This window comes from Clostridium estertheticum, assembly GCF_018861295.1.
Classification (GTDB): domain Bacteria; phylum Bacillota; class Clostridia; order Clostridiales; family Clostridiaceae; genus Clostridium_AD; species Clostridium_AD estertheticum_D.
The window spans coordinates 48,742-71,171 of record NZ_JAHLDM010000015.1; the positions used below are offsets into that span (position 1 = coordinate 48,742).

The 22,430-nt window shown below is 30.7% G+C and carries 25 protein-coding genes and 2 pseudogenes; 4 read left to right on the forward strand and 23 right to left on the reverse strand.

The window, feature by feature from the left end; genetic code table 11:
- Positions 1-22: 22 nt before the first annotated feature.
- The 7 genes and pseudogenes from KPL54_RS14990 to KPL54_RS15015 form a co-directional block, all read right to left on the reverse strand.
- Positions 23-523, reverse strand: coding sequence for an NUDIX hydrolase (locus tag KPL54_RS14990; RefSeq protein WP_216107326.1), 501 nt, complete (start codon positions 521-523; stop codon positions 23-25).
- A gap of 23 nt (positions 524-546) precedes the next feature.
- Complete coding sequence (locus KPL54_RS14995) at positions 547-906, reverse strand: inorganic pyrophosphatase (RefSeq protein ID WP_216107327.1); 360 nt, start codon at positions 904-906, stop codon at positions 547-549.
- Positions 907-1,037: 131 nt separating this feature from the next.
- Complete coding sequence (locus KPL54_RS15000; protein WP_253203485.1) at positions 1,038-1,751, reverse strand: GNAT family N-acetyltransferase; 714 nt, start codon at positions 1,749-1,751, stop codon at positions 1,038-1,040.
- Positions 1,752-1,812: 61 nt separating this feature from the next.
- Positions 1,813-2,019: pseudogene (locus KPL54_RS26100) on the reverse strand (GNAT family N-acetyltransferase); the annotation flags it as partial.
- Positions 2,020-2,031: 12 nt separating this feature from the next.
- The gene (locus tag KPL54_RS26105; RefSeq protein ID WP_253203486.1) at positions 2,032-2,307 is read right to left on the reverse strand and encodes a hypothetical protein; all 276 of its coding nucleotides are present in this window, start codon (positions 2,305-2,307) and stop codon (positions 2,032-2,034) included.
- A 141-nt stretch (positions 2,308-2,448) separates the two neighbouring features.
- Entirely contained in the window at positions 2,449-2,904 is a 456-nt protein-coding gene (locus tag KPL54_RS15010; RefSeq protein WP_216107328.1) for a GNAT family N-acetyltransferase, read from the reverse strand.
- A 107-nt stretch (positions 2,905-3,011) separates the two neighbouring features.
- Positions 3,012-3,371 carry a VOC family protein gene (locus KPL54_RS15015; RefSeq protein WP_216107329.1) on the reverse strand — a complete coding sequence of 120 codons (360 nt, stop codon included), beginning with the start codon at positions 3,369-3,371 and terminating at the stop codon, positions 3,012-3,014.
- Between the two features lie 488 nt (positions 3,372-3,859).
- Between KPL54_RS15015 and KPL54_RS15020 the strand changes: the two genes are divergently transcribed.
- Positions 3,860-4,306 (forward strand): cytidine deaminase, encoded by a 447-nt coding sequence (locus KPL54_RS15020; RefSeq protein WP_216107330.1) that lies wholly within the window; start codon positions 3,860-3,862, stop codon positions 4,304-4,306.
- Positions 4,307-4,408: 102 nt separating this feature from the next.
- Positions 4,409-5,449 (forward strand): D-alanine--D-alanine ligase family protein, encoded by a 1,041-nt coding sequence (locus KPL54_RS15025; protein WP_216107331.1) that lies wholly within the window; start codon positions 4,409-4,411, stop codon positions 5,447-5,449.
- A gap of 119 nt (positions 5,450-5,568) precedes the next feature.
- Here the strand turns inward: KPL54_RS15025 and KPL54_RS15030 are convergent, their stop codons facing one another.
- The 8 genes and pseudogenes from KPL54_RS15030 to KPL54_RS15060 all read right to left on the reverse strand — a co-directional run bounded on the left by KPL54_RS15030 (position 5,569) and on the right by KPL54_RS15060 (position 11,695).
- A complete protein-coding gene (locus KPL54_RS15030; protein WP_216107332.1) occupies positions 5,569-6,345 on the reverse strand; it encodes a class I SAM-dependent methyltransferase in 777 nt (258 codons plus the stop codon).
- Between the two features lie 271 nt (positions 6,346-6,616).
- A complete protein-coding gene (locus KPL54_RS15035; protein WP_216107333.1) occupies positions 6,617-7,216 on the reverse strand; it encodes a GrpB family protein in 600 nt (199 codons plus the stop codon).
- 140 nt (positions 7,217-7,356) lie between these two features.
- Positions 7,357-8,516, reverse strand: a pseudogene (locus KPL54_RS15040) (MerR family transcriptional regulator).
- Between the two features lie 130 nt (positions 8,517-8,646).
- Entirely contained in the window at positions 8,647-9,372 is a 726-nt protein-coding gene (locus tag KPL54_RS15045; protein WP_216107334.1) for a class I SAM-dependent methyltransferase, read from the reverse strand.
- Positions 9,373-9,384: 12 nt separating this feature from the next.
- Positions 9,385-9,507: a hypothetical protein gene (locus KPL54_RS26535; protein ID WP_268037591.1), complete on the reverse strand. Its 123-nt coding sequence runs from the start codon at positions 9,505-9,507 to the stop codon at positions 9,385-9,387.
- A 130-nt stretch (positions 9,508-9,637) separates the two neighbouring features.
- A complete protein-coding gene (locus KPL54_RS15050) occupies positions 9,638-10,390 on the reverse strand; it encodes a class I SAM-dependent methyltransferase (RefSeq protein ID WP_216107335.1) in 753 nt (250 codons plus the stop codon).
- A 124-nt stretch (positions 10,391-10,514) separates the two neighbouring features.
- Complete coding sequence (locus KPL54_RS15055; RefSeq protein ID WP_216107336.1) at positions 10,515-11,039, reverse strand: topology modulation protein; 525 nt, start codon at positions 11,037-11,039, stop codon at positions 10,515-10,517.
- Positions 11,040-11,170: 131 nt separating this feature from the next.
- Positions 11,171-11,695: a GNAT family N-acetyltransferase gene (locus KPL54_RS15060; protein WP_268037590.1), complete on the reverse strand. Its 525-nt coding sequence runs from the start codon at positions 11,693-11,695 to the stop codon at positions 11,171-11,173.
- Between the two features lie 524 nt (positions 11,696-12,219).
- On the opposite strand from KPL54_RS15060, the gene KPL54_RS15065 reads away from it, so the two are divergent.
- Positions 12,220-12,855 (forward strand): cupin domain-containing protein, encoded by a 636-nt coding sequence (locus tag KPL54_RS15065; RefSeq protein WP_216107337.1) that lies wholly within the window; start codon positions 12,220-12,222, stop codon positions 12,853-12,855.
- A 163-nt stretch (positions 12,856-13,018) separates the two neighbouring features.
- Here the strand turns inward: KPL54_RS15065 and dut are convergent, their stop codons facing one another.
- From dut to KPL54_RS15080, 3 genes are all read right to left on the reverse strand, one after another.
- Positions 13,019-13,456 carry a dUTP diphosphatase gene (dut, locus tag KPL54_RS15070; RefSeq protein WP_216107338.1) on the reverse strand — a complete coding sequence of 146 codons (438 nt, stop codon included), beginning with the start codon at positions 13,454-13,456 and terminating at the stop codon, positions 13,019-13,021.
- A gap of 184 nt (positions 13,457-13,640) precedes the next feature.
- Positions 13,641-14,996, reverse strand: a complete 1,356-nt coding sequence (gene rlmD / locus KPL54_RS15075; protein WP_216107339.1) for a 23S rRNA (uracil(1939)-C(5))-methyltransferase RlmD — start codon at positions 14,994-14,996, stop codon at positions 13,641-13,643.
- A gap of 17 nt (positions 14,997-15,013) precedes the next feature.
- Positions 15,014-15,340: an RDD family protein gene (locus tag KPL54_RS15080; RefSeq protein WP_216107340.1), complete on the reverse strand. Its 327-nt coding sequence runs from the start codon at positions 15,338-15,340 to the stop codon at positions 15,014-15,016.
- 283 nt (positions 15,341-15,623) lie between these two features.
- Between KPL54_RS15080 and KPL54_RS15085 the strand changes: the two genes are divergently transcribed.
- Positions 15,624-16,385, forward strand: a complete 762-nt coding sequence (locus KPL54_RS15085) for a TSUP family transporter (RefSeq protein WP_216107341.1) — start codon at positions 15,624-15,626, stop codon at positions 16,383-16,385.
- A gap of 120 nt (positions 16,386-16,505) precedes the next feature.
- Here KPL54_RS15085 and purD read toward each other — a convergent pair whose 3' ends face one another.
- From purD to purF, 5 genes are all read right to left on the reverse strand, one after another.
- The gene (gene purD / locus KPL54_RS15090) at positions 16,506-17,750 is read right to left on the reverse strand and encodes a phosphoribosylamine--glycine ligase (RefSeq protein ID WP_216107342.1); all 1,245 of its coding nucleotides are present in this window, start codon (positions 17,748-17,750) and stop codon (positions 16,506-16,508) included.
- Between the two features lie 71 nt (positions 17,751-17,821).
- A complete protein-coding gene (gene purH, locus KPL54_RS15095; RefSeq protein ID WP_216107343.1) occupies positions 17,822-19,324 on the reverse strand; it encodes a bifunctional phosphoribosylaminoimidazolecarboxamide formyltransferase/IMP cyclohydrolase in 1,503 nt (500 codons plus the stop codon).
- A 14-nt stretch (positions 19,325-19,338) separates the two neighbouring features.
- Entirely contained in the window at positions 19,339-19,947 is a 609-nt protein-coding gene (purN, locus tag KPL54_RS15100; RefSeq protein WP_216107344.1) for a phosphoribosylglycinamide formyltransferase, read from the reverse strand.
- A complete protein-coding gene (gene purM, locus KPL54_RS15105; protein WP_216107345.1) occupies positions 19,935-20,933 on the reverse strand; it encodes a phosphoribosylformylglycinamidine cyclo-ligase in 999 nt (332 codons plus the stop codon). Before purM ends, purN begins: the two co-directional genes overlap by 13 nt.
- 9 nt (positions 20,934-20,942) lie before the next feature.
- The gene (gene purF, locus KPL54_RS15110) at positions 20,943-22,376 is read right to left on the reverse strand and encodes an amidophosphoribosyltransferase (RefSeq protein WP_253203487.1); all 1,434 of its coding nucleotides are present in this window, start codon (positions 22,374-22,376) and stop codon (positions 20,943-20,945) included.
- Between the last annotated feature and the right edge of the window lie 54 nt (positions 22,377-22,430).

Here is a 22,430-nt window from a genome sequence, read left to right on the forward strand (position 1 = left end):
CTAATATCATACAAATATAATATTATACTATCTTAAATAAATCTTCGAGATAGGTAAATGTATCCGCAAATTCTCCAGATTCTATCATGGATTGAATCTGGTTTTGAGTAGCCCACTTTGCTCCACATACTTCTTCTGGTTGATAAATAACTTCTGTCATATCTACTTCTTGTTTGAACAGCCACACATCTATAAAATCTGGAAAGTCAAAATGCTGTCTTTTTAATCTAAAGAGAAATTTTCCATTTGCAGGGGATAAATTAATACCTATTTCTTCCTTTACTTCTCTTAATACAGCTTTCAAGCTATCATCGCCAATAATTGCAGACCCACAAGTTGTTTCCCACATATTTGGTAATATTGTCTTGTTTGGTGTACGTTTTGTAATTAAAAATTCTCCATGCCTATTTTTTATCCATACCTGTACAACTAGATGGTATTCATCTTGTCCCATAGGTTTTCCACGTTCAACAGTCTTACCCGTTTTCTCCCCATTTCCATCGAGTATATCACAAAGTTCCATTTAAAGACCTCCAACAAATAAAATTATGCTCCTTCCCTGGATATAAAAATCCCCTTCATAAACTCTGACTTATTATGAAATCTATATATCGTTTCTTTTTCATTATTAGTACAACCACTCAGTATTTTTATTTCAGAATCTTTTTTCAATAAATCCACAATACATATAATCCCATCTATTTCATGTTTTTCATCCGTTCCTCTCCATATATCAATTCCTCCACCATCCATAGAACTTGTATCCTTTAAATATCCATAATCAACTTCATATAACATATCAGGATATTTAGGATGTCTTGAACCTTTAGGTCTATTTATTACTATTTCAGAACCGCTTACTAAATCGTCTAACATACTCCAAAATCCTTTGTTATTATAATCCATTTTTTATCCTCCACTCATTTCTATAATTGCAGCACAAGATTAAATACCAGTATGACACAATATATAAAAACCATTTTTAATAATCTATAAGTAATAAAATTAATAAACAGTTACTATTATTTTTTCTACCTCTACTCTATCTCGAACCAACTTACTACTCGATCTTTTTTAAACCCTAAACTCATTGCTAACTTCATAGATTTTTCATTTTCTTCCTCAATATGCACAAATGGTATCTTGTTTTCATCACGAACTTTGTTAATTAGGTCTCTCATTACATCTCGCGCGTATCCCATCTTTCTATATTCAGGTAAAACATGCAAAAATCCTATAGCTCCATCGTCTTGTGTAATTCCCCAAGCTATTAATTTATCCATATAACGTATACATGAACTTACTCCATTTGTTATTCTTTCAATGATATATGGCATAGATATAAAATCTTTATAATTTGAATTTTCATATATAAATTCAGAATCACAAATCGCCAATTTTGATACACTATGTTTTGGTTCAGCTATAACTTTTATATTTGATATTACTAATTTCATAGTAGATAATTTCCACTTGATTTTATTACCTTTAATTAAAATTGGAATCATCCACTCTTCAATAATTGCGAAATTCTTATCCTTATAATCTAATCTGCTTTTTATTATTGTGAGTTCCTCCTCTGATTTAGAACTTATATAAACCCAATTTCTATCACTTGTCCCCTTAACTATAACTGAATCACCTATTTGTTCTAAATAGAATATAGGATAACTTTCAATAAAATTAATAATGTTTATGTTATCAATTTTATTTTTTATTAAAATCTCTAATATTTTATTCTTTTGGTCCAAAATTTTCTCCTCTCCGCCTCAAATGTAATGTATTGTATTTATGTTTTGCTCTGATAATTGCTTATATGTTTTTTTTCATAATAACAGCAGGTAAGATTTTTCCTATCCACTCTAATTCCACATCTTTGATTTTATCAAAACCATTCTTAACCCAAAAATTAAGTACTGCATTATCATAGTTAGTAACTACATCTATTCTCATACACTTGCTTTTTACTTCTTTAGCATATTCCTCTAAAGCCTGATATATTAGTTTTCCAAGCCCTTTATTTTTATAATTCTAATGTATCATTAAGAGTGATAGGTAAGTTTCCTCACCTATTTTAAATTCTATTATCCCCTTTATTTTCCTTGAACTCTTCTCAACTACTTTGCAAGAATAGAAACCTACTTTTCTCATATTCTCTAATTCTTCAAGTACCCATTCATATCTAACTTTATCTTTACCCATATGATTTACCAAAAAATATTTATTGGAATTGTACACTTCAACAATAGCATTTATATCTTTATCCCCCACAAAGTCTATACAAAAATCTCTTAATTCAAAAATCATTTTATAATCACTTCCCCTGATTGCAAATGAATATATTACAATGTTTTAGAATTATTAATATCTACATAACGAATATAATAATCCATAATAACACTACCTTTTAGTACAATCTATATTATAAAGAAAGGCAATTAAATATTATTATGGTTTTGTTGTCATAATAATTGAACGTGGATAAAATCCTAATTTCTGATAAAACGATACTGCTTCGTTCCCATATACTACTGTAAGTTCTATATCATTTATATGATTTTCACCAAACCACTCCATGGCACTACTCATTAATTTGACACCTAATCTATTTCTTCTATATTTTTCGTCAACAAAAAGAACTTCTACCTTTCCGCCAATCCTTTTGATATATGCTATGCAAAATCCTATAATATTGTTTGTTTCAGCGTCAATCAATAACTCAATTCTGTATTCTCCTAATTTTGCGTTTTTTCTATACACCTCTACACGCTCTTCAAACGTTATTCTTGGATAATCACCAGAAAAATATTCTGATTTACTGTTATGGTATTTATGAAGTTTATCTAATGATTCTCTTAAAATTTCCATTTTTTCAATAGGAACCTGTTTAGTAATAATTTCCACACTAACACCCCCTAAACACTTTTGTAAATATGTCTGATTCCATTAAATATAAACAGCTAATTTAACTAATAAAAATTTTTTCTGATAACATTTGTTCCTCATTTATATCACTCTTTACAGTACACTTCTATATCATTGCCTTCACTATCAGTAAATTCTAATACCCAATTTTCATTGATTTTTGTTAAAGGGAAGATTATTTCTGCCTTTAAAATCTTTAGTTTTTCTATTAATTTATTTATATCATTAACTTCCAAACTTGGCAGACAATTATCACCCCCAATTACTGTTTCATTAACTTTACTATTATTAAACAAACAAAATCTAAAGCCCCTTATAATAAAAATACTGAATATATCATCTTTCTTATCTACCGACTGTTCAAATAATTGTTCATAAAAACTAATAGCTCTATCCATATTTTTAACACAAATATATAATGAATTCACAGTTATTTCAAGTTCCAATTTAACTTCCCCTCATATAATAATTTTTTTAATTTTAAACCCCATAATATCTTTAATATAGTTTGATTTTTCTTTGGATGTTAATAATTCTAATAGCTTAAAATCGACATCTATTGCTGTTGAAGGATTCCAACAAGTTATTATGTTATCATCAATTACCAATGGCTCATTTACAACATCGACTTCAAACTCTCTAATAATATTATACTATTTTACCATAAAATAGTATAGCCATAAAAATTGGGATAATAATTTTATAAATAACATTAATATTAACAATAAAAAATGATTATGTTTTACCATAATCGTTTTTTATTGTTAGGTTTATAATCATATTTTTGAACCTTACTAAAAATAAAGTATTATTAATAAAAACATTTTCCATTTTTGGAATTTAGTTATGTGGAAACATGATATAATTTCTATATAGTTAAGTCAGTTTTGTAATTTATCTCGGTACATTATTTATATAATAAGGGGTTGAAATTATGGATATAGAACAAAACATGTACAGAAAGGCTGTTGAATTTATTGACCATCGTTTTCCAAGTGGATGGGGTGGTGTTGCAGTAATTCATACTGAGGATGATAAATATTTAATAAGTGTGGCATTGGAATCTTTTAATAGTAGTGTGGGCGTTTGTATGGAAACAGGCGCAATGTGTGAAGCACAAAAATACAATGAAAAAGTCACACATTGTCTCTGCGTAACCCGTGATGATGAAAATTCTCCATTTAAAGTTCTCTCACCTTGTGGTGTATGTCAAGAACGACTACGTTATTGGGGAGAAGATGTAAAAGTGGGAGTAACAACAAAAAATAATACTTTAAAATTTATAATTTTAAAAGAATTACAACCATACCACTGGACAGGAGCCTATCCAAAAGAAGAGTTAGAACATTATCAGAATGTAGACGTAGCGAGTAGCAAATAAATATAATCTTTATTAATATCTATTAGATATGATAGGTTAATATACTTTCAGAAGAAGTGTATTATTTTATTAATGAGAATAAAAAATTGTGGGGGTTAAGTTATGAAAATCGTGGTACTTGCAGGCGGATTAAGTCCAGAAAGGGACGTTTCATTATCTTCTGGAAGTCAAATTGCTAATGCTCTTAGAGCAGCTGGTCACCATGTGCTGCTATTAGATGTATATGAAGGTTTAAAAGCAAACGAAACCGAATTTGAAAGTTTATTTGAAGATAACATTACTGGAAAGCCATATTATTATAAGGTTAAAGGTACCGAGCCTGATTTAAATGAAATAAAGAGAAAAAGCAACAATGGTGATTCTCTTATAGGTAAAAATGTGTTACCTCTTTGCCTATTTGCTGATGTTGTATTTATAGCTCTACACGGTTCAATGGGGGAAAATGGTCAAATACAGGCAACTTTTGATTCAATGGGAATTAAATATACTGGAACTGGCTATATTGGTAGCCTTCTTGCAATGGATAAGGATTTAACAAAGAAACTGTTACAACAAGTAGGTATTCCTACAGCTAAATGGTTGACTTTTATTAAAAATCCACTATCAACAGAATATATAGTTAAAACGATTGGTATACCGTGTGTAGTGAAACCTTGTAGTGCTGGTTCAAGTATAGGAGTATCAATTGTTTATAATATTGAGGAGCTTGAAGCGGCAATTGCTACAGCTAATAAAATTGACTCAAGTCTACTTATCGAGAAAATGATAGTAGGTAGAGAGTTTTCTGTAGGTTTATTACAGGGGAAAGCATTACCTGTTATTGAAATAATACCAAAAGAAGGATTTTATGATTATAAGAATAAATATCAAGCGGGATTAACTCAAGATATATGCCCTGCAAATCTTTCAGAATACGATACAAAGAGGATTAAGAGTCTAGCATTAAAAATATGTGAAACTTTACGGCTTGGGACATATTCTAGAATTGATTTTATTTTAGATGAGAGAGACGAATTTATATGTCTTGAAGCTAATACGCTTCCAGGTATGACACCTACAAGTCTAATTCCTCAAGAAGCTTTAGCTGATGGTATTTCATATATAGAATTGTGCAATATCATTGTTAATGCTAGAACAAAATAATCCATTAAACACCGTATTATTCATACTGAATTTACGGTGTTTAATATCATACTTTAAATCTTAAATAACATTAAATTTAGCATATAAAACAACATTAAATTTAGCATATAAAACAACATTTAAATACAATTTATGTGGTTAAGTTTTTGAGCAACAATTACAAATCTATGTTGCTTGCTTTCAACAAAGCCCCTTTGCTCAACTATTGATTGTAATTGACATAATTGGTTAAAACAACTATCAACAGAGAACTTAGGGAATTCCCATTCGATAATTCTCGCATAATAAACCAATGCTCCCACATCCAAAAATCTCTGTTTTGGAAAACATTCATCTGCTTTTAAAATACTAAACCCTTTACTTTTGATTAAACCCAGATTACTTTTTAACGTGTGTTCATTAGCACTCATTTCATTAAAACCACTTATTAAAAACCTTCTTAGTTCCTTATTGTTTAATTCACCAACTTGCTGAGTAATAAACAACCCATTCGGTTTTAACAATCGATAAACTTCGTTCATATCAAAAGACGCTTGTCTGTTTATTATGACGTCAAACATATCATTTCCAAATGGCAAGTAATTATCATTAAAAACTTGTCTAACATCAATCCCAAGTGGCGTTAGTGTCTTTTTGCACAATTCAAAGTTAGGTTGATACGCCTCTGTAGCAAATGTATTATTGTAAGGGTGCTTTAGCATCAATAAATGTTCCCCACCCCCAGTTCCCATATCCAATAAAATTGAATTAGTACTTAAATATTGGTGAACTATCTTGTCATAGTTCCAAGGTAAGGATTGTTCTGATTTTCTTTCACCGATATATGAAAAATCCCACCCTTCAAATATCTTTTTTTCTTCCGACAACCAGTATTCTTTTAACTTCATATATTCCATAACATAAACCCCTTTTCATAATTAATTTTGATGAAAAGCAGTGCAGTTATCTGATGCCAAATTTAACTATCTCGATACAATCTGTTATCAGATTATGTTAACTGCACCAAGTATTTAATTAGCTTTATTCTTTTCATAGGAGTCACCGCCTTACATAATAGTATTAAAATTTTTAATCATCAAATGACTGTGATTCGTTAGGTAATGCCTTAATCTTTCTTATAGCTTATCTCTTCAATCCCCTTAATAAAGAACACTACATCTAACTTTATTATTGATTATGATTATTTCTTGGTTTATATTTATCGACATATTCTTCTTTTGCCTTTTCTGTATATTTTAAAATAAAATTTGTTTTAGCATTTGTATATCCATCTCGGTCATGCTCATATTTTTCTATAAGTTCTAATTTAAGTTCACCATATTCTTTAGCCACTTCATCATGTTCCATAAGGTAGTCTCTAAAATACAATTCGTTCCAGTTATCATAGTAGCGGACATGCAAATGATATACTTTTTCTGCAAATCCCTCTTTTGTATATCCTTTATTAAATACCATTTTCATGAATGGCTTATTTTCAAATGACATCAATAGCCAACCATTATGTAGTATGGCATCTCTTAATTGCTCAATATTGCTTTCATTATCTATTTCCAACAAAATATCAACTGTTGGCTTAGCAATCAAGCCTTCAACCGCACTACTTCCTATATGATTAATACGCCTAATATCTTTTTTATCAATACACCTTAAAAGTTTTTGTTTTTCAGTTTCATACCACTCTTTATAATCTATATTATGTTTTTTTAATATGATCGGGAATAACTCCCACAATTCTTTCAGCGCCATTTCTGACAATTCTTTTCCCATTTATACATACCTCCACAATATATCAAATTTATGTATTTCCATATTCCTCCGTTAAATATAAAAACCTCATTTTCTTAACTTTATAATTGCTTATTATATTTTTGCTTCTTCCATTTAATAGAAACAATGTATATAACAATTTACTTCTTTGCTTTAAAAATACACGATTTTGTAGTTATTGCTAACTTTCCTTTTTCTTTAATATAATCTCCTACATACTTTGTAAACTCACGCTTCTTTTCCCCTACAAGTACCGAACTACCTTTTATAGAAGAAGCTTTATAAGATACCACCAGTTCAGCATTATCTACTATTATTTTCCCTTCAAAAATACCCACCTTAACTTCACTAAAATATTCTTTTAGCAATAGTTGTCCACACTCCAAATCAAACCTATTGCACATTCCATTATCATGCAATCCCATACTACAATCAAAGTTTTTTACAAGTTCATTCAATTCCGCCATAATGTCACCTGAGTTTGTGGTTACATAAAACAAGCCACCTTTAACAAGAACTCTCTTTATTTCAGATATAGCTTTCTTAATATCTGGTACAAAATAAAGCATATGTCGTGCAATGACTACATCAAAGCTTTCATCTTCATAAGGAATATTTTGAGCATTAATCTCCTCATATAAAAAGTTACCATCTACTATGTCCAATCTATCTTTTGTGCTACTTAGCATACCTTTAGAAAAATCTGATAAAGTTATTGTCCATTCCTCATTTATATTATGACTATTTTTACTCCACAACTCCCCTGTTCCACATCCAAGTTCCAGTATTCTGGCTTTAGTGGGGATTTCATTTGATTAAAGCACCAGGTATTCCAATCTGTCTTATTTGTATTATAACTATGAAGATTACCCCTTAAATTAAGATTTTCATCAGTCTTATACTGCTCAATTACCTTATTTCCCATATTAGTTATCTTGATAATATCAATTAGTTTATCAACCTCTAAGAATCCATTTTCTTTTATTTGGTTCTCGGCCTTGTTAAAGACAGTTATAACTGATTCTATATGTTTTTTCTTTTCTTCTAAAGCTTTCTTTTGAATAATGATCATATTTTCTAAATTTGCTTCTGTTTCATGCAAAATCTTTATTATCTCACTTAAAGATAGACCAATAAATTTTAAAGTAGTAATTTGTTGAAGTATCAAAAAATCTTTTTCGCAATAAATTCTATATCCACAGTCAGTTTTTTGTGATGGTTTCAATAATCCGATTTTATCATAATACAGTAACGTCTTTACAGTTACTCCTGCTCTTTTAGCAAACTCGCTGATTTTCAAGATATTACCTCCCTTCAACTGTATTATAAACTCTGACCTCAGAGTAGAGTCAATACAAATTTCTATTGTGGTACACTAAAAAAAATATGAACTAAGAAACTCAAATAAATACTTTATATGCTTTGGGTATTCACCTTGTTTTTTTTAACAAAACATGGTTGTAAAAAGATATATTTATATAATCCTCTATATCAGAAACCATCATTTCAACCTCAAACATCTTTTCTTGCCAAATTGGGTCATATCTAATCTCATTATTTGGGTGCAAAGCAAAAAACGTTCTAATTCCAAGCACCTTTTCAATATTAATACCTAATTCACCTATCCACCCCCTAATATCATTGATATTATAATAATTTACCTGACCAAAATTAGCTACATTACTTACTCCACCATTAAGCAACCTGATTGCCTCGTCCATATTATTTTCGAAAATGACCTTGGACATGATTCTTCCAGCATGATTGTGTTTTACCATAGAAATTATTCCATTGGGTCTAAGAACTCGATAAAATTCTCTAAATATTTCTTTTGGATCTTCCGCATACTCCAAAACATTATGACATACTACTAAATCAAACGAACTATCTTCTTGTTGTTTTAATTGCTCTATATCCCCAATCATCTGCTTATAATTATTTTCACATATTCTCATTTCTACCATGTCGGCATTTGGTTCTATTGCAACCACCTCATTGTTCTTTGCTAAATGATTTGCGGTAATTCCCAATCCACTTCCAAAATCAAGGATTTTAGAATTAGTTATTTGAGATAGTTGTTCCCAAACCACTCTATAAAACATTACGCCCCAAGGTTTCTTTACGTTTTCTAAATATGATTTAAAATCATTATTCATTATGCTCCTCCACTATCTATATTTAAAATTCAGATATGATGAATCTACTATATTCTCCACAAATGCTTCCTCAAGTAATTTAATTCTTAATTTTACAAGACTATCTATATCATCAATTGTCGCCATTCTTATCATTACCATTTACCCCTCACTAATTACTTTACTATTTCGCATGTTAAATATTGTATCGTACTATCTATATTCGGAGCTCTCATTCTCTACAAGTTTACAGTATTCTTTTAAATCTGATTTAAAAAAACTCACTCTATAATTTTATAGCCTTTATAATAAATGACATTGGTATAATCTTAGCTTTAAAAGCTGAATAATATTTTTCTGAAAAATCAGCAGCATTATTAATTGTTTCTGTGTCCGTTTTCTCAATTAATCTTTCAACCTTCATTCCTGCATTTGAAAGTGCATTTATGTATGTTGACAACTTCCAATTATAAAGCGACATCGGTTGTCCACCTTTTTTCATATTTATCAATTTTTCCTCCATATACGAGTGATTTAAAAAAATCTTGTCATCCTTTACTTCCAAACACTGCATAAGTGGGTTATCCCAACTAAAAACAAATATCCCACCTGGTTTAAGATAATTAGATATCATATTTATTGTCTTTTCCAAATCAATAGTCCAACCTAAAGCATATATTGAGTAAACAATATCAAAATAATTTAATGGTATCCCAGGATTATTTTCCATTGGTGAAACAAAAAGCTTTTGTGAGTAACCGCTTTTATTAAGAACATCTTTAGCACTTTTTATCTGTGTTGATGAAATATCAATTCCCCACAATTCGGATGCACCCTTTTCACCCATATAACACAGCGAATGACCACTACCGCACCCTATATCTAATACATATTTACCTGAAACATCTTCAAATAAATTTAATTCATCCTCTTTAGGAGTAAACGGGCCGTAAGTAGGAAGAGCTGTTACTCCAAACCAATCATCAGCTATGATATCCCAACTCTTACTGTTTTGGTCTAATATTTTTTCATTATTCATGCCATATCCCTCCGATTTTGATTCAATTATTTCATGTATTTCTGATTAATTGTTATTACCATACTACCATCATAGTTTAACTTAAAATAGATATTAATGAATTATATAACCGATTACATTCTCATTAATTTCTTCCATTTAAAATTTCTATAATATACTGTTTTGATTGTCTTCTATTTTTAAATACTATTACCTGTTTATTATTTTTTTCAAGTTTATCAATATTTATTTGACGTGGTTTATTAGAGAAATTCCAAATATACTTCATAAATTCAAAATCAAACTTTTCAGGGCACCCCTCTGGCATATCAGGTCTTATTTTACCTAAATTTGTTATAACTCGTTTAAAGTAACTCAATAAGCAAACAACTCTACTTAATTTAAAATATATTATTGTATCGGCCTTTTCAAGTCGAATATCTATAGTACCCCCATAGTTACCATCTATTATCCATTCATATCCTGCTATTAACTTCTTTTGCTTTCTCACCCATTCAGTCCTCGGAGTTTCAATCCATCCATTATTCCAAAACTCTTTATCAAGATGAATAAGAGGAATACCCGTGATTTTTGACAACTTCATCGAGAATGTACTTTTGCCACTACCTGGGGAACCTATAACCATTATTTTATTTCCCATGCTGCTCATTTACACCACCCCCTTTATTCTAAACAAGTTAAGTATCACTTACTAAAAATTATTATTGAATAATAATTCTGCCATTTTTTATCTCCTTTATTTTCTATAAAATATTGAATTCATCTTCTTCTCAACCAACACTATCCTTCAATACAATAAGTTAGTTTATCATATTCCACTTCAATTCCCTGCTTTATAGATTTATAGTTCTTTTCCTCTTTAATTTTAGTCATACCACACTTTTCCATAACTCTGTAGGATGCTCGATTTTTATTAGTACAGCTCGACATAATCTTAGTAATGTTTAGTTTATGAAATGCATATTTAATGATTTCTCTAACCGCTTCTGTCATATAACCATTGTTCCAATATACCTTATTAGAAATCCAACCGATTTCTGTGAATTCTTCTTCTATTTTTAACGAAATGTTACCAACAACTTTGTTGTTTTCCTTCAATTGGATTGCAAATTCATACCAAGTAACTGTATTAGAATTCATACAAGTAGTACATTCATCAATAAACTTTCTGATATTATTTTTGGATTTAGGCCAATATATCATATATTTACCCGTATCCTCATCACATCCGTATTCACTTATATCATAGCAATCCTGTTGCGCAATTGGCCGGATTATTAACCTATCAGTTATTATTATATCCACAATAATACACCTTCTTTAACAATTTATAAGTAGTAAATCACCCTGTAAGTCTCTTATCTAATCAACTCATATGTTCATAATATTTTTCATACTATAAATAATTTATAAATTCACTTACTGACTATAAATGCTTCATCAATACTGTTAGAGGACACTTTAATTTGCAGTAAATCTTCTCTTTTAGACATGAATGTCAGCAACTGTAGTTTTATATAGAAAAACAAAGCACAAGATGTATTGAATACAACTTGTGCTTTTTGTTTAGGCTTTAACTACGAAGAACAAACCTAAGTACATCATAATACAATTAAATATTAACTTCAATAGCTTTTTGTGAGAATTATGAAAAAAAGTATTTTAAAGGTTTTTAAAAAATTAATTCCTAAGGAATTAAACATACCAAAATCAGATAAACTCTAGAAAACCAGCTTACATTACTTAATTCATTATACTCTCTAACGAAAGCACATTTTCTAAACATATATCATATTATAATTTTATAGTACTATGAAAGGAATATCAATATGTATAATGTTTATGAACCATATCCTTACTTTGTTAACACACCAATGTATAATCTTTATAAACCATATCCATGTCCTTATTACATTAACGTGCCAATGTATACCCCAACTAATGAAATGGAGTATGATTCAAGATTTGATTTTTTACAATCAGCAAATCCCTATGATAATGGTTTAATTCAGTTAAAAGATTATGGAGCAGAACCATTTGTAATTAATATTGATAAAGCTACTAAGCAAAACAATACTTATCGTACTGCTTTATGGACAGGAAGCCATTTACAACTTACCCTGATGAGCATCAATGTTGGGGAAGACATAGGGTTAGAGGTTCATCCCTTTCTTGACCAATTCATACGTATTGAAGAAGGCCAAGGACTTGTTAAAATGGGTGACAGTAAATATAACTTGGATTTTCAAAGAAACGTCTATGATGATTTTGCGTTCATCATACCTGCTGGTAAATGGCATAATCTAATCAATACAGGTGATATACCAATTAAATTATACTCTATTTATGCACCACCTCAGCATCCACATGGTACAGTTCATGAAACTAAAGCAGATGCAGATGCTGCTGAAGAGAACCACGACAACCACTTCCAAAATGGAGTGAATCTAAACACTATTGCTTAAGTGCTGGTAAAAATTTAAACCCTCAGTTTGAAAGCTGTCACGGAGTATCAATCAACCTAGCTAATATTCCTAATGTTGGTGTGCTCAAAGGTTAAATAAAAAAATCTTGTAAAAATAAAATGAGATAACTTAAATACTAAGTTATCTCATTTTATTGTCTGTATTATTTACTAAACCCAGTTGAACCAAATCCACCTTTACCTCTTTCTGTAGAATTTAATTCATCTACCTCTACTATACTAACCTTTAAAACTGGTTTTATTACCATTTGTGCAATTTTCATATTCTTTTCAACTCTAAAATTAATTTTACTATGGTTAATTAAAATTATTCCAATTTCACCTCTATATCCCTCATCAATAGTTCCTGGTGTATTTAGTACTGTTATAGAATTCTTTAAAGCTAGTCCGCTTCTGGGCCTAATTTGAGCTTCTGTATCTTTAGGTAACTCAATTTGAATTCCTGTATGTACAAGTACTGTTTCACCTGGCATAATAATCTTTTCTTCAACTGAAAATAAATCTAAACCTGCATCACCTTCATGAGCATATTGAGGAAGTATAGCCACTTCATTAATTTTCTTTACTTTTAAATTTAACATAAATCAATTCCCCTTTCTTGAATAATCCTCTGATTCTACATAATTAGCAGCATTATTGAATTCACTTAACTTACAATTTAGAAGGTCATTCCATAAATTAAAAATTCCCCCAAACACTCGTCTGAGGGGACATTAAACACACTTTAATTAACTATTAAAAACCTTTAAAGCCTTTGATATCAGCCTATGCCTTAACTATATCAACAATAGTCTCTATATGAGGGGTATGAGGGAACATATCCATCAATATTACCTTATTCACCTTATATCCATTATTGATCATTTCTTTTAAATCAACAACTAAACTTTTAGGATTACAAGAAACATAAACTATGTGCGGTGCATCAAATTTTATTACATAATCTAATGCTGTAGGGTGAACACCCGCTCTTGGAGGATCTAAGATAATGCTATCAGGTTTATCTTGTACATCTTTTATAACTTTAGCTACATCACCTGCTATAAACTCACAATTATCTAATCCATTGATTCTTGCATTTTCATTTGCAGCAGCAACTGCTTCTTCTATTAATTCAATTCCCAAAACTTTTTTAGCTTTAGCTGCAACAATTTGACCTATAGTTCCAGTTCCACAATATAAATCAAACACAACTTTTGATTCTGAATTACCTAAAAAATCTCTAACTATACTATAAAGCTTTTCTGCACCTTTTGAATTAGTTTGAAAAAAAGCAAAAGGGTTGATTTTAAACTTAAGATCTAATATGTTTTCCATAATGTATTCTCTTCCGTATAATAGTTCAGTTTTATCAGCTTGAACTATGTCTGATAATGAGTCATTATATGTATGCATTATTCCGGTAATAACTCCATCACATTTTAATTCCTTAAGCTTATTCGTAATTTCACTAAGATCTAAATCTATCTGAGATGTAGTTACTAAATTAACTAATATTTCACCAGTATTTTTAGCCTTTCGAATCACTAAGTTTCTTAAATAACCCTTACGCTCCATTACATTATAATGTGGCAATTTTAATTCTATAAAATAGTTTAATACTAATTTTAATATCTCTCTAAAATCTACATCAACTATTTTGCAATCATCAACAGTAACTATACTAAAACTTCTTCCTTTTGTATGCATGCCTAAAGTTAATTCTTCGTTTTTTCTAAAATCACCAAAAGTGAATTCCATTTTATTTCTATACTCGAATTGTTCAGGACTCTGCTCTATACCCAAAAATTCATAATCTTTTATTTCTGCATCTTCAAATAATTTTAGAACTTGTTGTTTTTTAAATTCTAATTGCTTTTCATAGGAAAGGAATTGATGGCTGCATCCTCCACAAAATTCAGTGATTTTGCAAAGAGGTTCAACTTTATAGTCTACATCTTCAAGTATTTTCACAAGTTTTGCTTCTACTACAAATTGCTTCTTTCTTGATACTTTAGCAATTACCTTTTGACCTGGTAATGTATTTTTAATCATTACCTTTTCACCCTCATAGTATGCAATTCCCTGTGCTGGAAATTCTAATTCTTCTATATCAAATTCATATTCTTTTCTTTTTTGCATATTTTTTTCACAAACTCCTATCGTTTAGTAATAAATAGTCCTGATGCTTTCTTACCAAGTGTAGCAGACATTTTTCCACTTTCCATAATACTCATGTATAATACCATAACAACCATAAAAGTCACAGATATCATTTCAAATTTTTGAGTTAATGCAAATCCTGATATTCTAAGCACAGCATCTGCTAAAAATACTACTACTGTTGATGTCACACCTATAACTATTAAATCTATAAGGCTAGCCATAAAAGTGTTTAAAAAAGTAGGTCTTGATGCATTATTAGAATTGGATTTAACTGATTGACCGTCTTTACTATTTACCTTGTTTCCTTCTTGTTCTAACATTTTAATTCCCCCAATTATTATATTATTATTTTTGTTAACTTTTATTTTTATAATTCCCCATTATAAAATGCTTATAATTTTTTACTCCACCTATATATAATACGTATTTTTGACGTATAAATCAATAGTTTATTAAGTATCTTGATGTATTTGCCTATTGTTTTTGGTGTTTATTTAATTTAAATTTCATCAATATGACTCTTTAATTTATACTAACAATCATTTATAATATAAGAAAACCTTATTATTTGTTTTAATTTATTGAAAATTAGGAAGGTGTTACATGATTACTAAAATTATTCTCTTATGTATGGCCGGCTTTTTAGCTTCTTTTGTGGATTCCATTGCTGGAGGTGGTGGTTTAATAAGTGTGCCCGCCTTTATGCTTGCAGGTTTACCTCCTCACATGGTGCTTGGAACCAATAAATTCAGTGCTACTGCTGGTTCTTTTACTAGTTCGCTACAATTTATAAAATCAGGGAAGGCTAATTTTAAGTTATTAAAATATCTTATCCCCTTCACCTTTATAGGCTCGATATTAGGTGTTAAAGCAGTTCTACATATAGACCAAAAATTTTTAAATACATTAGTATTAATTCTTATCATGTTCATTGGAATTTATACTCTCTTTTCCAAATCTTTAGGATTAGAAGATAAATTCCAAGGCCTCAATAATAAAAATGTTATTCTTGGAGTAATCCTCGCACTTTTCTTAGGTTTTTATGATGGATTTTTTGGCCCTGGAACTGGTTCATTTTTAGTATTTGGATTTATAAGTATCTTTGGTTTTAACTTTGTAACTTCTTCTGCTAATGCAAGAATTTTAAACTTTGTCAGCAATATTACAGCACTTATCTTATTTGCCCTAAGCGGTAAAATAAATTATATGATAGGATTGCCAGTAGCTATTTCTATGATTATAGGCGCTAAAATGGGTACAATCGTTGCATTAAATAAAGGTTCAAAACTCATAAAACCTATTTTTGTAACAATGTCTTTAGCTGTTGCCTTAAAAATGCTTACAGGCCTTTTTAAATATCTCTAAATATAATCAACTACCATTTTTATTGAATTTTTCTTATTAATGAATAAAAAGTGCGAAGAATAACTAATCGCACTTTTTATTATCTAAATTATTAAGTATGAAATTTCATACTCTTTATTTCTATTTCCCAATATCTTTTCTATAATACATTCCATCAAACTGAACTTTTTTCATATCAGCATAAGCTATTTTCCTTGCTTTTGCGAGTGTTTCACCAAATCCTGTTATTCCTAGAACTCTTCCACCATTTGTCTTTAAAAGACCATCATCACAAATAGCACCTGCTAAATATAATTTACCTTCTAATTTTCCAGATTCACTTATTTCATATCCCGTATTGTATTTTCCAGGATAACCTTTTGATGCAGCAATTAGGCAACAAGAATATCCCTTTTTCCACAACAACTCAAAGTTTTCAAGGTCTCTATCTATCGCACTAATTACAAGTTCCGTAAAATCACTCTTCATTAATGGAAGCACAGCTTGCGTCTCAGGATCTCCAAATCTTACATTGTATTCCAGCGAATATACACCTTTTTTAGTTATCATTATACCGAAAAACATTATGCCCCTATAATCCATTTTTTCCTCTTGAATTCCTTTAAGCGTAGGCAACAATATATTTTTGTAAAATTCATCTAATACTTCTTTAGTACAGTATGGATTTGGTGCTATAGCTCCCATCCCTCCTGTATTAGGTCCAATCCCTCCGTCAAATATTTGTTTATGATCTTTTGAAGATACAAATGGGAGTATAACTTTCCCGTCTGTTATAGAGAGTATAGATGCCTCAACACCTTCTAAAAATTCTTCTATTACAATTTTCTTCCCACTGCCTTTAAATATATCCACTACCATAAAGTCATTTATACTACTTTTAGCCGCGAAAAAATCATTGCAGATAACTACCCCTTTTCCTGCTGCTAGTCCATCGGCCTTAATTACTATAGGGTACTCACAATTTTTAAGATAATCTATAGCTTTATTCTCATCTTCAAATACTTCATACGCAGCTGTTTTTATGCCATATTTTTTCATAAATTCTTTAGAATAGGATTTACTTCCCTCTAGTCTTGCCGCTTTTTCACATGGTCCTAATATTTTAAGTCCCTTTTCATTAAACTTGTCTACTATTCCTTGTACAAGCCATTCCTCTGATCCAACTATTGTAATATCTATCTTGCTTTCAATAGCAAATGATAAAAGCTCATCTATCTGCGTAATATTAATATTCTCACATTTATTTTCTCTATATGTACCACCATTACCAGGCGCACAATAAACCACCTCCACATTGGAGTTTTCTGCAACCTTTGATGCTAAAGCATGTTCACGTCCACCAGAACCAATAATTAATGCCTTCATTATTCCATCTCCTTTATCTCTATAAATTAAAATTGATGGAATAACTAGGTTATCCCATCATGAAGTTATGACTAGTGCTTGAAATGTCTAATTCCTGTAAATACCATAGCAATTTCATTTTTATCACACATCTCTATTGATTGTACATCTTTAATTGAACCACCTGGTTGAATTATAGCCTTTATATTATATTTTGCGGCAAGTTCTACAACATCTCCGAATGGGAAGAATGCATCTGATGCCATAACTGTTGCATCTACTCCTCTTTCTAAAGCATGCTCTGCTGCCCATATTCTATTAACTTGGCCTACTCCGATTCCTTTAGTTGCACCATCTTTAACTACTACAATGGCATTAGATTTAACATATTTAACTACTTTCATAGCGAATATTAGATCTTTCACTTCCGCCTGGGTTGGACTCTTTTTAGTAACTACTTTTATTTCCTCTGCTAATTTATCATCTGAACTTTGTACTAGTATTCCGCCATCAACAGTAACCATATTAATAGTGCCTTCTGATTTGTTTAAACACTTTACAACTCTTAAATTTTTCTTACCTTTTAATACTTCTAATGCATCTTCCTCAAAGTCTGGTGCAATAATTACTTCTAAGAATATCTTTTTAAGCTCGAGAGCAGTTTCTTTATCAACTTTTCTATTAAAAGCAACAATACCCCCAAAAATAGACATTGGATCACATTCATACGCCTTTTTGTAAGTCTCAAGTGTACTACTACCTATCGCCACACCACATGGTGTATTATGTTTTAGAGCGCAACAAGTAATTTCGTCGAAATCACATACTACCTTCCATGCAATATCCATGTCCTTTATATTATTATAAGATAACTCCTTGCCATTTAACTGCTCAAAATTTTTCATTGCTCCATTTCCTGAAGTTTTCACATAATAAGCTGCACTTTGATGAGGATTTTCCCCATATCTTAGATCCATTTGTTTTTTATATGATACAGAAAGATAGTCTGGGTATGCCTTCTCTCCTAGTAAAAAATTACTTATAGCTGCATCATAAGCTGATACTAAATTAAACACTTTACCTGCTAGGTGTTTTCTAGTATCAAAATCTACTTCTTCTTTAGCATCCATTTTTTTTATTATATTTTCATAATCAGAAACATCACTTAATACAATAACATCTTTAAAGTTTTTAGCTGCTGCTCTTAGCATTGTTGGTCCACCAATATCAATGAATTCAACTTTCTCCTCGAAACTTATATCTTCGCAAACTTTATCAAAGAAAGGGTAAAGATTAACTACTACCATATCAATAGGTTTTATTCCTTTAGCTTTAATAGTTGCCATATGCTCTTTATTACCACGAATAGCAAGTATTCCACTATGAATAACTGGATGTAATGTTTTAACTCTTCCATCTAATATCTCTTCAAATCCTGTAACATCAGAAATCTCCACAACTTTTATACCATTTTCTTTTAAATACTTAAATGTTCCACCTGTGGATATAATCTCTACACCATTGTTTTGAAGTGATGTTGCAAGTCCCAAAACATTTTCTTTATCAAACACACTTATAAGTGCTGTTTTAATCATTTAAATTCCACCTTTCATATAACTAGTACTTTTCTTCCTTCAATCCTTATTTTTCCCTCACTTATATATTTAATAGCTTCGGGTAATGCCTTATGCTCCTGTTCTAAAATCCTTAATTGCAGATCTTTCGCTGTATCCGAGCTAAAAACATCTACAACTTTTTGAATTATTATTGGACCAGAATCTGTACCCTCATCTACAAAATGGACAGTACACCCAGAAACTTTAACTCCATATTCTATAGCCTTCTCATGTACTTTCAATCCATACATACCCCCACCACAAAATGATGGGATAAGTGCTGGATGTATATTTATAATTTTGCCCTTAAATGCTGAGAGAAGTTCACCTTGAAGTATAGATAAAAAACCAGCGAGTACTATTAAATCTACTTTTCCATCTAGAATTTTAAATATTTCAGCTGACATACTTTTCCCATACTGCTTTCTGTCTAATATGTATGTTTTTATATTTTTAGCTTTTGCCCTATCTATGCCATATGCATCTTTTTTATCACTAATTACGACCTCTATAGAACAGTTTAAGTACCCACTTTCTATATTATCTATAATAGATTGAAGGTTGCTTCCGCCACCTGATACTAATACGGCTATTTTAAGCAAACTCCTGCACCTCCAGCCTCAACATGCCCAATTTTATATGCTCTATCTCCTAAATCATTAATAGTCTTTATGATTTTTACAACATCTTTATCTTCAACGCATAATACATATCCTATTCCCATATTATATGTGTTAAACATATGCTCCTCGGTTACTCCAAGAGACATTAGATGTTTACAGATGTCTGGAGTATTAAAGCTGTTTTTATCCACTACTGCTGTGAACGCTCCATTAAACATTCTTGGTATATTTTCATAAAAACCGCCACCAGTTATATGTGCCATACCTTTTATGTCAAATTTATCTAAAAGACTTAGTACAGTTTTTACATATATTTTTGTTGGAGTTAAAAGAGTCTTTCCAATCTTATCTCCATTAAAATCTTCATCCAAATTTGGTATTAACTTTCTAACTAATGAATATCCATTACTATGAAGACCTGAGGACTCAATTCCTATAAGCGAATATCCATCTTTGATAGCAGAGCCATCAATAATTTTATGTTTATCAACTATTCCTACAGTAAATCCTGCCATATCATATTCACCGTCTCTATAAAAGCCAGGCATTTCAGCAGTTTCACCGCCTATTAGTGCACAATTAGATTGAATACATCCATCTGACACACCTTTTACAAGCTCCGCCGATACTTTAGAATCTAATTTACCACAAGCAATATAATCTAAAAAGAAAAGAGGTTTTGCACCATGACAAAGGACATCATTAACACACATAGCAACGCAGTCAATACCTACAGTATCATATTTTTTCATTCTAAATGCTATATCAAGTTTTGTTCCAACTCCATCAGTACCCGAAACTAAAATAGGATTTTTATAACCCTCTCCTATTTCGAACATACCAGCGAAACTTCCTAAATGATTTAAAACACCCTTTGTAAATGTTGCCGCTGCATATTCTTGTATTAATTTTACTGATTTGTATCCTTCTTCAATATTGACACCTGCATCTTTATAAGTTATCATAAATATCCCCTACTTTCCTAATTTTTCTTTCTCAGTTTCGTATGGAGCTGATACTGGATATGTACCATTAAAACACCCTAAGCAAAATTCATTATGGCCAAGTGTTTTAAGAAGTCCATCTATACTTAAATATCCAAGGCTATCTGCACCTATCTCTCCTCTTATTTCCTCAACGCTTATATTAGACCCTATTAAATCTTTTCTATAAGGTGTATCTATTCCAAAATAACATGGATATTTTACTACTGGTGAACAAACCCTAAAATGAACTTCTGTTGCCCCAGCTTTTCTTAGAATGTCAACCAATCTTTTACTTGTAGTTCCACGAACTATTGAATCATCTATTAAAATAACTCTTTTACCTTCTACGTTAATTTTTAATGCATTTAATTTTACAGAGACTGCTCTTTCGCGAATTTCTTGAGTTGGGCTTATAAAAGTTCTACCCACATATCTGTTTTTTACAAGACCTATTCCAAAAGGTATCCCAGACATTTTAGAATAACCTATTGCTGATGCCAGTCCTGAATCTGGAACTCCTATAACCATATCTGCATCCACTGGAGACTCTTTAAATAACTGCTCTCCCGCTGCCACTCTTGAAGTGTACACATTTATTCCATCAATTGTGCTGTCTGGTCTTGCAAAATATATATACTCAAAGGAACAAGTTGAATTTTTAGTTTTTTCGGCAAAATTAATAGACGTAAGGCCGGCTTCATCTATAATTACTATTTCACCAGGTTTTACATCTCTTAAGAACTCTGCACCAACTGCATCAAGTGCACAACTTTCTGAAGCTATAACGTAACTATTTTCTATTTTACCAATGCAAAGAGGTCTAATACCATTTTGATCGCGAACACCTATTAACTTATCTTTTGTAAGCATTACTATTCCATAAGAACCTTTAACAGCTTGTATTGCATCAACTACTGCCTTTTCCATGCCTTTTTTTGCACCTCTAGCAATTAAGTTAAGTATTACTTCTGAATCTATTGATGTTTGAAACATATAGCCGCAATCCTCAAGTAACTCGCGGATTACCTCTGCATTTACTAAATTACCATTATGAGCTATTGCTATGTCACCTAGTTTCGATTTACTTAAAAGTGGTTGTGCATTTTTCACTTCACTAGATCCTGTAGTTGAATATCTAACATGTCCAATAGCAGCTATACCTTTCATTTCACTAATCTTTTTCTTATCAAAAACATCGCTTACAAGTCCCATAGCCTTTTCACAAGTAAGGGAAACTCCATCAGAATATACTATTCCGGCACTTTCTTCTCCCCTATGCTGAAGAGCATAAAGCCCATAATAAGTTAACGATGCAACATCTAAGTCTTTATCCGCCGCAAGAATTCCAAAAACACCACATTCATCCTTAAACTTATCTTGATCATTAATAATGACCTCATTTGATTCTATAAATTCACTCAAAGAAATTCCTCCTTATATGTTCATTGCTATTGTTCATCGCTATTGTCCTTTGTA